The sequence below is a fragment of the Caldicellulosiruptoraceae bacterium PP1 genome, assembly GCA_041320695.1.
Taxonomy (GTDB): Bacteria; Bacillota; Thermoanaerobacteria; order Caldicellulosiruptorales; family Caldicellulosiruptoraceae; genus JBGGOQ01.
The window spans coordinates 56185-69242 of sequence record JBGGOQ010000011.1 but is presented as its reverse complement, the minus strand read 5'-3'; the positions used below and the strand labels follow the sequence as shown (position 1 = coordinate 69242).

At 27.9% G+C, this 13058-nt stretch carries 14 protein-coding genes and 1 pseudogene; 7 read left to right on the top strand and 8 right to left on the bottom strand.

From position 1 onward, the window contains the following. Positions 1-110: 110 nt before the first annotated feature. Positions 111-743 carry a flavodoxin family protein gene (locus ACAG39_10970; protein MEZ0537752.1) on the top strand — a complete coding sequence of 211 codons (633 nt, stop codon included), beginning with the start codon at positions 111-113 and terminating at the stop codon, positions 741-743. A gap of 122 nt (positions 744-865) precedes the next feature. On the opposite strand, the gene ACAG39_10965 is transcribed toward ACAG39_10970, so the two are convergent. Continuing rightward, the gene (locus tag ACAG39_10965; protein ID MEZ0537751.1) at positions 866-1816 is read right to left on the bottom strand and encodes a type I phosphomannose isomerase catalytic subunit; all 951 of its coding nucleotides are present in this window, start codon (positions 1814-1816) and stop codon (positions 866-868) included. Positions 1817-1977: 161 nt separating this feature from the next. Here ACAG39_10965 and mscL point away from each other — a divergent pair, with 161 nt between their 5' ends. From mscL to ACAG39_10945, 4 genes and pseudogenes are all read left to right on the top strand, one after another. Then, a complete protein-coding gene (mscL, locus tag ACAG39_10960; GenBank protein ID MEZ0537750.1) occupies positions 1978-2388 on the top strand; it encodes a large-conductance mechanosensitive channel protein MscL in 411 nt (136 codons plus the stop codon). A 504-nt stretch (positions 2389-2892) separates the two neighbouring features. Beyond that, positions 2893-3603 carry an AzlC family ABC transporter permease gene (locus ACAG39_10955; GenBank protein ID MEZ0537749.1) on the top strand — a complete coding sequence of 237 codons (711 nt, stop codon included), beginning with the start codon at positions 2893-2895 and terminating at the stop codon, positions 3601-3603. Continuing rightward, positions 3600-3956: a branched-chain amino acid transporter permease gene (locus ACAG39_10950; protein ID MEZ0537748.1), complete on the top strand. Its 357-nt coding sequence runs from the start codon at positions 3600-3602 to the stop codon at positions 3954-3956. Before ACAG39_10955 ends, ACAG39_10950 begins: the two co-directional genes overlap by 4 nt. Further along, positions 3916-4287: pseudogene (locus ACAG39_10945) on the top strand (flavodoxin family protein). Before ACAG39_10950 ends, ACAG39_10945 begins: the two are co-directional and overlap by 41 nt. Positions 4288-4405: 118 nt before the next feature. On the opposite strand, the gene ACAG39_10940 reads toward ACAG39_10945, so the two are convergent. The 3 genes from ACAG39_10940 to ACAG39_10930 all read right to left on the bottom strand — a co-directional run bounded on the left by ACAG39_10940 (position 4406) and on the right by ACAG39_10930 (position 7362). Continuing rightward, the gene (locus ACAG39_10940; GenBank protein ID MEZ0537747.1) at positions 4406-6169 is read right to left on the bottom strand and encodes an ABC transporter ATP-binding protein; all 1764 of its coding nucleotides are present in this window, start codon (positions 6167-6169) and stop codon (positions 4406-4408) included. 188 nt (positions 6170-6357) lie between these two features. Beyond that, positions 6358-6549 (bottom strand): DUF2892 domain-containing protein, encoded by a 192-nt coding sequence (locus ACAG39_10935; GenBank protein MEZ0537746.1) that lies wholly within the window; start codon positions 6547-6549, stop codon positions 6358-6360. Positions 6550-6618: 69 nt separating this feature from the next. Next, a complete protein-coding gene (locus ACAG39_10930) occupies positions 6619-7362 on the bottom strand; it encodes a GerMN domain-containing protein (protein MEZ0537745.1) in 744 nt (247 codons plus the stop codon). A gap of 489 nt (positions 7363-7851) precedes the next feature. On the opposite strand from ACAG39_10930, the gene ACAG39_10925 reads away from it, so the two are divergent. Beyond that, positions 7852-8001: a hypothetical protein gene (locus ACAG39_10925; protein ID MEZ0537744.1), complete on the top strand. Its 150-nt coding sequence runs from the start codon at positions 7852-7854 to the stop codon at positions 7999-8001. Positions 8002-8009: 8 nt separating this feature from the next. Here ACAG39_10925 and ACAG39_10920 read toward each other — a convergent pair whose 3' ends face one another. Further along, positions 8010-9029, bottom strand: coding sequence for a low specificity L-threonine aldolase (locus ACAG39_10920; protein MEZ0537743.1), 1020 nt, complete (start codon positions 9027-9029; stop codon positions 8010-8012). Positions 9030-9133: 104 nt separating this feature from the next. On the opposite strand from ACAG39_10920, the gene ACAG39_10915 reads away from it, so the two are divergent. Next, positions 9134-9595, top strand: coding sequence for a methylated-DNA--[protein]-cysteine S-methyltransferase (locus tag ACAG39_10915; GenBank protein ID MEZ0537742.1), 462 nt, complete (start codon positions 9134-9136; stop codon positions 9593-9595). A 16-nt stretch (positions 9596-9611) separates the two neighbouring features. On the opposite strand, the gene ACAG39_10910 is transcribed toward ACAG39_10915, so the two are convergent. The 3 genes from ACAG39_10910 to ACAG39_10900 form a co-directional block, all read right to left on the bottom strand. After that, positions 9612-10790: an iron-containing alcohol dehydrogenase gene (locus ACAG39_10910; GenBank protein MEZ0537741.1), complete on the bottom strand. Its 1179-nt coding sequence runs from the start codon at positions 10788-10790 to the stop codon at positions 9612-9614. Between the two features lie 79 nt (positions 10791-10869). Beyond that, positions 10870-12348 carry a sensor histidine kinase gene (locus ACAG39_10905; GenBank protein ID MEZ0537740.1) on the bottom strand — a complete coding sequence of 493 codons (1479 nt, stop codon included), beginning with the start codon at positions 12346-12348 and terminating at the stop codon, positions 10870-10872. 10 nt (positions 12349-12358) lie between these two features. Beyond that, positions 12359-13054: a response regulator transcription factor gene (locus ACAG39_10900; protein MEZ0537739.1), complete on the bottom strand. Its 696-nt coding sequence runs from the start codon at positions 13052-13054 to the stop codon at positions 12359-12361. Positions 13055-13058: the final 4 nt, after the last annotated feature.

Sequence of the window (13058 nt, the reverse complement as noted above, 5' to 3'; positions counted from 1 at the left end):
AAAGTTTTATTTTATACTGTTATTTTTGCTGTAATAATTTTAAATTATACTTTATTAATATATAATTAAATGTAATAACAATATTATAAATTGGTGAGGTGGTATATTTAATGAAGGTTGTAGCTTTTAATGGCAGCCCTAGAAAAGAAGGGAATACATATCATGCTCTAAAGATTATTTCTGAAGAACTAAATAAAGAAGGTATCGAAGTTGAAATTGTTCACGTTGGAGATAGAGCTTTAAGAGGGTGTCTTGCGTGTGGTATGTGTGCAAAAAACAGAAATGAAAAATGTGTAATAAATGATGAAGTAAATGAATGGATTCAAAAAATGAAGGCTGCTGATGGCATTATTTTAGCTTCTCCAGTACATTTTTCATATATTTCAGCTACAATGAAAGCGTTTTTAGACAGGGCATTTTATGTATCAGCTTCAAACGGAGGTCTTTTTAGACATAAAGTTGGGGCATCGATAGTTACTGTTAGACGTTCTGGTGGTGTTACAGCATTTAATCAACTTAATAATTACTTGAATTACGCTGAAATGTTGTTGCCTACAACAAACTATTGGAGTGTTATTCATGGTACAAGACCTGGAGAGGTCCTTCAAGATGAAGAAGGGGTTCAAATAATAAGAGTATTAGGTAAAAATATGGCATGGCTATTAAAACTTGTTGAAAATAGTAAAGAAAAGGTTAAAGAGCCAGAGAAAGAAATGAAAGTATTTACCAACTTTATTCGTTAGCCAAATTGGTTGTCCAGTTTAATAAAACATAAAAAACACCTCTCTGTAATATTAAAACAGAAAGGTGTTTTTCTTTTATGGGGAAATTAACAAATATATTGATTGTAATAGGAATAATCTATTTATGCAGTTGTTTCTAAAAGAGTCAAACAACCGGTTATTTCATAATTACCAAGAGTTGCTGGAATTAGAAAACTATCACCTTTATTTATTGTGAAATTGGTGTTGTCACATTTTATTTCTCCAATACCTTCTACTGCTGTATAAATGGTAAAAGTATCATTATTTGAAGTAGATTTATAGCTTTCTGAAATTTTTATTATCTTAACATTAAAATATGGGCTAATAACAGCATCTGCTATGCTAAAATTCTTGAAATCTTTAAAATTAGGCTTTAATACTAATCCTTCAAAATTAAAATTAATAACATCTAACGCTTTATCAACATGAAGTTCTCTTTTGTTACCGTTTTTATCAACCCTGTTCCAATCATATATTCTATAAGTTACATCACTGCTTTGCTGTATTTCTGCTAATAATAGCCCATCCATTATTGCATGAACAGTTCCAGAAGGTATGTAAATTATATCTCCTTTTGTTACACTAACATAGTTTAGGCATTCTTCAACTGTGTTATAACTTATAGCTTTTTTAAAATCATCTTTTGTTATACCTTTTTTAAGACCATATATAAGTTTTGCATCTTCTTTAGCATCAATTACATACCACATTTCAGTTTTACCAAGTTGGTTTTCAACCCTATTAGCATATTCATCATCTGGATGCACCTGAACAGATAATTTGTCATTTGCATCTATTAGTTTTACTAATAATGGAAATGAATTGTATTTAGTTCCTAATATGTCTTCACCATAAAAGTCTAATACTTCCTTTAATGTTTTCCCTTTAAGCTTACCATTTCTAATTATGCTCATACCGCTTTTATGGCAAGATACATCCCAGCTCTCTGCAATATTACCATCTGGAATTTGTCTCTTAAAATATTTTTCTAATTTTCTTCCACCCCATATTATTTCTTTATACACAGGTTCAAAAAACAGTGGGTATAGCAAAATATCCCCTCCCAAAAAGTGCTTGCATTATTATACAATAAAATATGCTATTATATCAATGATTTAATTAGTATTTTATAGTTAAAATGAATTATAAAAGCAATTGGTTAATATGCAGCAGAGATTATGTTATAATTTATCTAAATACATATAAATGGGGGATTATTGTGCTAAAAGAATTTAAAGAATTTGCAGTAAAAGGTAATGTTATAGATTTAGCTGTTGGTGTTGTTTTAGGAAGTGCTTTTAGTAAAATTGTTTCGTCTTTAGTAAATGATATAATTATGCCAATTATAAGTGTATTAACTGGCGGAATTAACTTTACTTACTTAAAACTGATCATAAAAAGATCTCATGGAGATATTCCGGCAGTTACTCTTAATTATGGTATATTTATACAAAATCTTGTTGATTTTTTAATTATTGCATTTTCAATTTTCTTATTTATAAAATTAATAAATAGGTTAAAGAGAGAAAAGAAAATAGAAATAGTTGAGGTTAAAGAAGAACATCAAAAACCATCCGATGAAGTTTTATTGCTTCAAGAAATAAGAGATTTATTGAAAAAATAATAGCTTCAAATACATATTAAAATTAAAGACTTTAAGAAAGTTAGAACTTTACAATTTCATGCTAGAGAAGATAGGCTAATAAGAATATAGAAATAGAAGGAAATAGTTTTTTTGTAATTTTATCTAAATTAAAAAATGCTAGAGCATTCTATATTATAAAAGTAAAGCCATCTTTAATAAGGTGGCTATTGTTATTTTTAAAATTTGTCATTTAACAATATATCACATATTATATGTAATCAGCCCGATTATTTTAACTAACGATATTGTAAAAATTGATTTATTTAAACCATATTGAATAATCTAATTTATCATTAGGAGAAACTGTAAATAATTATCTGATTTATACTGAAAAGAACATACAGTTTTTAACTGCCTTGATAGCGAAAATACAATATTATTAGAAGTGAAGTGCAGCTTCTATCAGAACAGTAATGTTAGTTACAAAAAGAAATGTTATAATATATATTAAAGAAAAATTATTTGAATGAAAGAGTGAAACAAATGAAAAAAGTAATTAAAGCAGCATTTCCAGTTACAATACCAGTTATGCTGGGATACATTTCAGTTGGAATAGCTTTTGGACTGCTCTTTGAAAAATCTGGGTATAATTTTTTGTGGGCTATTTTAATGAGTCTAACAGTTTATGCAGGATCTATGCAATTTATAGCTATTAACTTATTAACTAGTAGATTAGGCTTAATTCAAATAGCATTGATGACTTTGTTTGTAAATATCAGACATGTATTTTATGGATTATCATTTATAGATAAATTCAAAGTAATGGGTAAGAAAAAAAACTATATGATTTTTTCTCTTACTGATGAAACATACTCATTATTATGTTCTTCAAAAGTACCTGAAGGAATTGATAGTAATCTATTTTTCTTTTGTATTGCACTTTTGAATCAAATATATTGGATAATTGGAACATTAATTGGTTCTATTGCAGGTTCATTGATCACATTTAATACAAAGGGAATTGATTTTGCTATGGTAGCTTTATTTGTTGTTATTTTTATAGAACAGTGGTTTACATATAAAACTCATATTCCGGTAATAATTGGTATTGCCTGCACTATTATATCGCTATTAATTTTCGGTTCAAACAACATGATTTTACCTTCTATGATATTTATAACATTAGTTTTAATAATATTTAAGAAACAAATAGATAGGGATACCTATATAGGAGAGGAGGAGACTAAACATTGAATTCTAGCAATATTTACACCTTAAGTGCAATACTAGTTATAGCAGCAGTTACCTTTGGTACAAGAGTAGCTCCATTTATTTTCTTTGGAAAGGATAAGGCCACACCAAAATATATAGTATATATAGGCAATTATTTACCACCTGCTGTTATAGCTATGCTTATAATATATTGCTTAAGAAATGTTAGTTTATTTACTTTTCCATTTGGGATTCCTGAGATATTAGGAATTATAACAGTAGTAGTTTTACATATTTGGAAGAGAAATAATTTAATTAGCATAATATGTGGGACAATCGTATATATGATTGCTATTCAGTACATATTCAGCAACAATGAAAGCATTTTTAGATAGGGCTTTTTATGTTTCATCTTCAAATGGAAATCTTTTCAGGCACAAAGTAGGTGCAGCATTAGTAACAGTAAGACGTTCTGGAGGTGTTACTACCTTCAATCAACTAAATAATTATTTGAACTATGCTGAAATGTTAATTCCAACTACAAATTATTGGAATGTTGTTCATGGTGCAAGACCTGGTGAAATTTTTAAAGACGAAGAAGGTATTCAAATCTTAAGAGTGCTTGGCAAAAATATGGCATGGCTTTTGAAATTAGTCGAAAATGGTAAGACTAAAATTAATGAACCAGAAAAAGAAATAAAAACATTCACTAATTTTATTCGATAATGATACAAGAGAGGTCTATTTAAAACACTTAATATAAATGTTTAGAATTGCTAAATAATTATCAAATGAAAAAAAGAGAGATCTATTTTTGATATTAAATAGATGCTCTCTTTTTATTTTAGTTATTAACAATGCAATTTATTTCACTTTGTTCAACAAATTGTGTATGACAAAGATGATAGTATAAGCCTTTTTGTTTTAATAGTTCTTCATGATTACCTACTTCTACTATTTCACCTTCATTAAGTACAATAATCTTATCAGCTTTTTTAACTGTTGATAATCTATGAGCAATTATTAAAATTGTACGGCTTCCTGCTAAATTATTAATTGCTTTTTGTATTTCATATTCGGTTTCAGTATCCACTGAAGAAGTAGCTTCATCTAAAATTAAAATAGGAGAATTTTTTAAGACTGCTCTTGCAATTGCAAGTCTTTGTTTTTGCCCACCTGATAATTTAACACCTCTTTCACCAATATATGTGTTATATCCATCAGGCATTTTTGAAATAAAATCATGAGCACAAGCAATTTTTGCAGCATTTATTATATCTTCCATTGTAGCATTTGGATTCCCATATGCTATATTTTCAGCAACGGTACCATTAAAAAGAAAAACATCTTGCATAACCATACTAATATTATTTCTTAAAGATGTAAGGGTTACATTTTTAATTTCGATACCATCAATTAAAACCTTACCATTATTAACATCAAAAAACCTATTTAATAGATGCATAATTGTTGTTTTACCAACACCAGTTGGACCAACAAAAGCTACCATTTGTCCAGGCTCAATATTAAATGAAATATTATTTAATACAGGAACCTCTGGATTATATGAAAAATAAACATTTTCAAATGATATTTTTCCTTTAACATTATTGAGATTGATGGCATTAGGTAATTCTTTAATTTCAGATTCTGTGTCTAATATCTCAAAAACCCTTTCAGCACCTGCTAAAGATTGCTGCATATTTTCTAATACTTGGCTTAATGCTGTTATGGGTTGATAAAACATACTAAGATAAAGAATAAATCCTACAATATCTTCGACAGGCAACTTACCTTTCAGTGCCATTACCCCTCCTAATGAAACTACAATTACTGTGCCAATTGAACTTAAAAAACTAACTGACGGATGAAAAACAGCACTTAATTTTAAGGCACCTAATAAAGCTGAAATATGTTTGTATACGCTTTCTTTTATTCTTATGTGCTCTTTTTGTTGCTGATTAAATGCTTGAATTTCACGAATTCCTGCAATATTATCCTGCAAATTAGCATTTAAGTCAGCAAGAGCTCTTTGTGCTTCTCGAAAGTTTGGTAAAATCTTTTTAGCAAATAAAGTACCACTTAATAACAAAAATGGTATTGGAATAAGAGCAAAAGATGCTAAAACTGGATTTATTGCAAATAGAATGATAGCAACACCTAATAGAATTAAAATATTAGTAAAAAGTTCTGGAATTGCGTGAGCGATTAATGCCTCAAAATTTGCAGTATCATTAACTACTCTTGACATGAGCTGCCCTGTTTGTTTGTCATGAAAAAATTTAAGGGATAAATCTTGTAGTTTATCATAAACCTTAACCCTCATTTCAGCAACTAAATTCCAAGCTGCATAATGAGCTAAATAGTTACTAAGAAACTGAAATACAATTCTTAGTAAGTAAGATAATACTAATACTACTGAAATATTTAATATATACTTTTTAGCGTTTGGATATTTTTCAATATTTGTTACAATGCCAACAAGCATTCTTATAAGCCAGGGTCCTAATAGATTAAGGCCTGTTATTGCTAAAGTACTAATTCCCGCAACAATTAAGTATTTCCAGTAATGTTTAGCAAGTTTTGTAAGTCTTATTATATAGTTCAATAAAATCACCTCTATGACCATTTTGCTTAACTATATTTTAGCAATTTATAATATTAATGTCCAATTTAATTAATATGTTATTATATGAAAGATTTTATATTAAAGGTAAATAAAAATAAATTATTTTTTATATAATAGCTACATTAAAAAAGAGGATGTTTATGTATCAAATAACATCCTCTTTTACCTTATTTCTTTTTTAAGGTGCTAATGCCTAAAACTTTATAAAGTGGACAAAATCCTAAAAATGCTGTTATTAATGGAATGAGTCCAATTAGACCGATAAATTTTATATTACCTTTTAAAATAAACAGAAGACTTAATAAAATAATGCCTATAATAATTCTGATTACTTTATCAGTATTACTAATATTTTTCATTTAAGAACACCTTTCCTATAAATATATTTAATTTTATATATACCACATTATTTTATAATAATATCAAATTTAATGATTCATTAAGCTAATTTTATTTTCATATATTACGTTATTATTTACAATTATTTTTACTTTATTAACATTATAGTAATTTCCAAAAGTGTTAACAAGACTTTGAAGTATCAAAGTTTTTTGTTTTATACTATTTAAATAATTTATAAATTCTGAAGATATATCTAAAATAGCTATGTTATCATTTAATATTAACTTGTTTATTTTTGTTTTACTATCAAATATTTTAAAGTGAGATTTTTGAGAAGGATTTCTTAAATACATTAAGAATTTTTCAGGGACAGAATCATTTGTTTGAAAACTAACCATTTTTTCTTCATATTCAATCTTATTATTATTAATATTCGGATAGTAAAATTTAACAATTTGAGTAACTAATGCATTCTTCTCGATTTTTTCAAGAGTGGTTTCTATTGATGATTGGTTAGCTACGAATACTGTTTTTACAAGACCTAAGTTTTTAACAAAGTAATCATAAATCTTATAATCCTTACCTTCAGTAATAACTTCAACCCCTTGAATATTTTTGAAAGGAGTATTAATTTTTTTGTTTATAGCATTAATATATCTTTTATTTCTATCTTTTGAATACCAAGTAGTGCCTTTTTTAATTGGTTCTTTAAGTATCACATCATATTTATCATTATACGTGTTATTCAAAAGGTTATATCTATAATAAAACTCTCCTTGGTTATAAATAACCCTAAGTTCACCATTCTTTATTTCTACTATTTGACACATAACTGTTCCAGGATTATTAATTCGATATTGAATTCTATTTTCTTTTAAATAATCAATATAAATCTCTTTTTCTGCATACTCGTTTCCTATACCCTTAAATTTTAACTTTACGTTTTTATCATGAAAAACATAATCATTTACTGATATATTTTCTTTTTTTGTAATGACGTTATTGATTTCAAATTCAAGCTATCACATGAGCTCAATAAAGAGGTAATAATTAGAACCATTAAAAGTATACTTCGTTTCATTTCATATTCTATCCTTTACAATTTATTAATTCTTCTTTAAGTTCATTAAGCATGTTAAGATATCTTTGCTCAATATATTCTTATGCTCGTTTATCATTTTTTCAATAGATTCCATAATTTTCACCTCAAATATAAAATCATTCATAGTTTATTTATAGCAACATTTAAAAGGTTTATTCATAAGAGAAATAATAAATATTTAATGATATAATTATAAAAAATCTTAGATGTGATAACTTTGAGGTATAATTTCAAAGCTGAGATAATAAGACAAAAGGATATAGATGGTGCTTATATAGAGAGACCATTTGATGTTAAAGAAATATTTGATTCTAAGAGGATAATGGTAAAGGGTGCGTTTTTGAAATGCACCCTTCTTAAACTATAGTTGAAAAGTTATATCAGCTCCTTTATTAAATCAATGAAACCATCTATATCTTCCTTTGTAGTATCAAATGATGTCATAAGCCTAACCTCATTTTTTTCTTCATCCCAAACATAGAAGAAATATTTCTCTTGGAGTTTAGGTATAATATTTTTTGGAAATATAGCGAAAACTGCATTAGCCTCAACTTTTTGAGTAATTATAATACCTTCTATTTCTTTTAATTTTGATTCTAAATACTTTGCCATATTGTTTGCATGTTTAGCATTTTCAAACCAAAGGTTATCAGCAAGTAATGCTTCGAACTGTGCTGAAATATATCTCATTTTTGAATGAAGTTGCATACCATGCTTTCTTATATATTTAAAGTCCTTTGCTAATTCTTTGTTAAAGAATATAACAGCTTCACCAAACATCATACCATTTTTGGTACCGCCAAAAGAAAGAACATCTACGCCTATATCTTTAGTTATTTCTTTTAGACTTTTATTTAAGCTGACTGCTGCATTTGAAATACGAGCACCATCCATATGAACCAATATTTGATTTTTATGGGCAAATTGGGTTATTTCAAATAATTCATCTATTGTATAGACTGTTCCTAACTCAGTTGATTGTGTTATTGAAATAACTTTTGGCTGTGAATGATGCTCAACTCCTTTTAAGATAAGAAGTTTTTCTATACTTTTCACATCTATTTTAGCATCAGAAGTATCAACAGGAATTATTTTGCAACCTGTAAATTTTTCTGGAGCACCGCATTCATCTGAATATATATGAGCTTGATTTGAACAAATAATAGCATTATAACTTTGTGTAATTGCAGATAACCCTAAAACATTAGCACCAGTTCCGTTATATACAAAGTATATTTCAATATCATCACCAAAGATGTTTTTAAATAATTCAATAGTTCTTTTAGTATATTTGTCATAACCATATGATATTTCATAATCCTCATTTGCTTTTAGCAATGCTTCAAATATTTTAGGATGTACCTTAGCATTATTATCGCTTGCAAAACTTCTCATTTATTATTCTCCTTTGTTATTATCTACTATTATTATATATTTTATCTTCAAAAAAGCAAAACTGAGTTATAATAAAAATAATAATGTAAAAGGGGGAAAATGTCTTGGAAATATTTACAGGCTATATATCATCACCAATTGGTACAATTGAAGTTGTTTGTAATGATAAATGTGTATTATCTGTTGATTTTGTTGAAACTATTAAAAACAATACATTAGAAAATGATTATTTAAGAAATGTCTTAACACAGCTTGAACAATACTTTTTGGGAGCAAGAAAATCTTTTGATATAAATATTCATTTTGAGGGGACTGAATTTCAGAAAAAGGTATGGAATGAACTTACTAAAATACCATATGGCACTGTAATATCTTATAAAGAATTGGCCAATAGGATAGGAAATCCAAAGTCAATGAGAGCTGTAGGCAACGCAAATCGTAATAACAAGATTAGTATTATTGTTCCTTGCCATAGAGTAATTGGAGCAAGCGGGAAACTAATTGGTTATGCAGGCGGTTTGGATAGAAAAAAATGGCTACTAGAGCACGAACAAAAAAATAGGTAGGATTGCCCTACCTATTTTATTTATAAGCATTTTTCATTATTTCAACAGTTTCTTCAAATGACAATTTGTATGGATCTACTTCAAATAATCCTCCCATAGTCTTTATTGCATTATCAGCTAACATTGGGATATCTTCTTCTTTAATACCATAGTCAGACATTTTCAAATCATATACTTCGCAATCTTTTTGAAGCTGAACTAAAGCTTTTACAAAAGACATTGGGCGCTCTTCTGGTGGTAACGAATCTACATCAACACCCATAGCTTTTGCCATAGCTGTTAATCTATAAGGAACCTTTGATGCAAAAAAAGTATAGTATGATTCAGATAACATTATAAGTCCTGCACCATGTGGGAGTTCGGGATGATAAGCACTTAATGCGTGTTCCATTGAATGTTCAGATGTACAACTTGAAGTAGATTCAACAAAACCAGATAGAGTATTTGCTAAAGCAACTTGTGTTCTTGCTTCGAGGTTATTACCATCTTTAACGCAAATAGGAAGATATTTTGCTATAAGCTCTATACTTTTTAATGCATAGGCATCACTTATAGGTGTTGCTATATTAGCAATAAAACCTTCTGTGGAATGGAACAAGGCATCAAAACCCTGATAAGCAGTAAGATGTTTTGGGACACTTAACATAAGTTCAGGGTCAACCACAGACAAAGTAGGAAAAGTATTTTGATTTCCATATCCAATTTTTTCATTAGTTTCTTCATTGGTAATTACAGTCCAAGGGTCAGCTTCAGTTCCTGTTCCAGCAGTAGTTGTAATTGCAACTATTGGAAGAGCACCATTTTGTGGGATCATGCCTTTACCGGTACCACCAACAATATAATCCCAATAATCACCTGGATTTTTAGCCATAACAGCAATACTTTTTGCTGAATCAATACTGCTACCACCACCAAGACCTATAACAAAGTCGCAGCATTCCTCTTTAGCAAGTTTCGCACCTTCCATAACATGAGATTTTATTGGATTTGGGAGTATTTTATCGAAAACAACATACTCAATATTTTTGCTTTTTAGTATGTCAGTTAATCTGTCTAAATAGCCATTTTTCTTCATTGAACCTCCAGCTGAAATAACAATTAAAGCTTTTTTACCAGGAAGATTTTCATGTTTTAATTCATTCAATTTTCCAGGTCCAAATAATATTTTAGCAGGCATATAATAGTTAAATTTCATCAATAATCCCTCCAAAAACTTAATTAATTTTAATCATATACCTTAGAGTTTACTATAAGTCAATATATCAAAGATAGATTTATTTTATAGGTAATTCAATAGTAAATACAGCACCCTTGTTTGAATTATTAGCATAAATAGTGCCTTTATGCTTTTCGATAATATTTTTGGATATGGCAAGACCTAAACCAAAATTACCCTTTTTACCTTTGTAAAATCTTTCAAATATGAATGGTAAATCTTTTTCATTTATACCTGGACCATCATCAGAAATTGTAACTTTAACTTTTTCATTTAGTGTTAATTTAGACTCAATAGTAACATTACTTTCTGCATATCTAATACAATTAGATAATACATTACTAAATGCCCTTAAAAGTTTTTCCTCATCACCACGTATCAAAAAATTATTGCTTGAAGTAGTATAATTTATTGTAATATTATTATTTAATGCTATACCACTTAAATGGTTAATACAGTTATTTATAAGATCATCAAGATTAATGTATTGAAAATGATAATTTTCTTCGATTGCTTCAAGCCGCGAAAGGTAAAGTAAATCTTCAACTAATTGAGTCATTCTTTTTGTTTCACTTAATATTACTTCAACAGCAGAATTTGTTTCAACTACATTATATTTAATGCCTTCTGCATAGCTCTGAATGGACATTAGTGGGGTTCTGAATTCGTGCGAAGCATTTTGTAAGAAGGTTTTTTGAGCTTTATCATATATTTCAAGCTTTTCAGACATAATATTTATACTATTAACAAATTCTTGTAATTCTTTATAAACAGGCATTTCTATTTTTTTCCCAAAATTTCTTTCAGCAATATCTTCTATATGTTGGTTTAAAGTAGCAAAAGGTTTTGTAATCTTCCTCGCTGATAAAGATGAAGGTATTATTATTATTAACGCAGAAAAAATTAAGATAATAAAAAGAATTATATATATGCCTATTTGAAGCTGATTTATTTTTTTAAGGCTTGAATAAATAACAATATAACCTAAACCAAAAGTATTTTTTTGAGAAACTTGCTTAATTAATGCTATATAATTAGTACCAGATAAATTAAAATTTAGGTACTCTACCTTTTTGATATTTTTTACTTTACTTAATTCTTGCAATATTTTATTAGAAACTTCTTTAGAAGGTTTAAAATATTCATCTTGTGTTGGTGTGATTATCTTTTTTTCTAAATCAAGTAGAATATAGTTCGCATTTAAAACTGACAAAGGTTCTCTTAATGATCTATCTAACATTAAATAAAATCTAAATATTTCATCATTTGTTTTGTTGCTTTCAATTTTAATATTATTTGATATTTCAGGGGGTATTGGTGGCGGATTTTTAATTTCTTTAGGTGGGAAAAAATCAGGCCCTTTTTTTAAAGCTGTTTCTTCAGTTCTGTTTGCAATTTTATTTAACTGCTGAATTATATCATTTTTAAAATAAATGTTTATTGCAATATTAAATATTACTGCCACTAAAGTTATTAATGTAATAACTATAATAAGGTTATATAAAAAAATACTCTTTTTTATGGAAATCTTACTCATTTTAATCATCCTATTCCTCAATAATAAAACCATAACCCCAAACGGTATCAATTTTTAATTTTGATCCAGCATTGGCTAATTTTTTCCTAATTCTTTTTATCATATCATCTGTTGCTCTTGTTTCAACATCGCTTTCAAATCCCCAAATTTTTTCAAGAAGTTCATTTCTGCTTATAGCTTTATTTTTATTTTCTACTAAATAATATAAAAGAGAAAACTCAGTTTTAGTAAGTGGAATATTGATACCTTTGCAACTTACATGTTTTGTATCAGGGTTAATGATAATATCCTTTATTATCAACTCTTTACTGTTATTTGTTTGGCTTATTGAACGATCCAATTCAATTCGACGGAAAATGCTTTTTACTCTTGCTAACAATTCCATAGGACTAAATGGCTTGGTTAGATAATCATCACTACCTAAAGTAAGCCCGGCAATTTTATCAGGTTCAGTATCTTTAGCAGATACAATAATTATTGGAACTGAACTTTTTTGTCTTATAACAGAGCAAAGTGAAAAACCATCTATTTCAGGCATCATAATGTCAATTACCAACATATCAGCAGGTTTCTTTTCAAATGCCTCAAGAAGTGACCTGCCGTCATAAAATACTTCAACATCATAACCTTCTTTTATAAAAAAAGATTTTATGATATTACATATATTTAATTCATCATCTGCAATGTAAATAAGTTTTTTGTCCATATTC

Coding starts and splice junctions, on each gene's coding strand:
- ACAG39_10970 (MEZ0537752.1), top strand. CDS start 111: ATGAAGGTTGTAGCTTTTAATGGCAGCCCTAGAAAAGAAGGGAATACA.
- ACAG39_10955 (MEZ0537749.1), top strand. CDS start 2,893: ATGAAAAAAGTAATTAAAGCAGCATTTCCAGTTACAATACCAGTTATG.
- ACAG39_10935 (MEZ0537746.1), bottom strand. CDS start 6,549: ATGAAAAATATTAGTAATACTGATAAAGTAATCAGAATTATTATAGGC.
- ACAG39_10930 (MEZ0537745.1), bottom strand. CDS start 7,362: ATGTGTCAAATAGTAGAAATAAAGAATGGTGAACTTAGGGTTATTTAT.
- ACAG39_10920 (MEZ0537743.1), bottom strand. CDS start 9,029: ATGAGAAGTTTTGCAAGCGATAATAATGCTAAGGTACATCCTAAAATA.
- ACAG39_10910 (MEZ0537741.1), bottom strand. CDS start 10,790: ATGAAATTTAACTATTATATGCCTGCTAAAATATTATTTGGACCTGGA.
- ACAG39_10905 (MEZ0537740.1), bottom strand. CDS start 12,348: ATGAGTAAGATTTCCATAAAAAAGAGTATTTTTTTATATAACCTTATT.
- ACAG39_10900 (MEZ0537739.1), bottom strand. CDS start 13,054: ATGGACAAAAAACTTATTTACATTGCAGATGATGAATTAAATATATGT.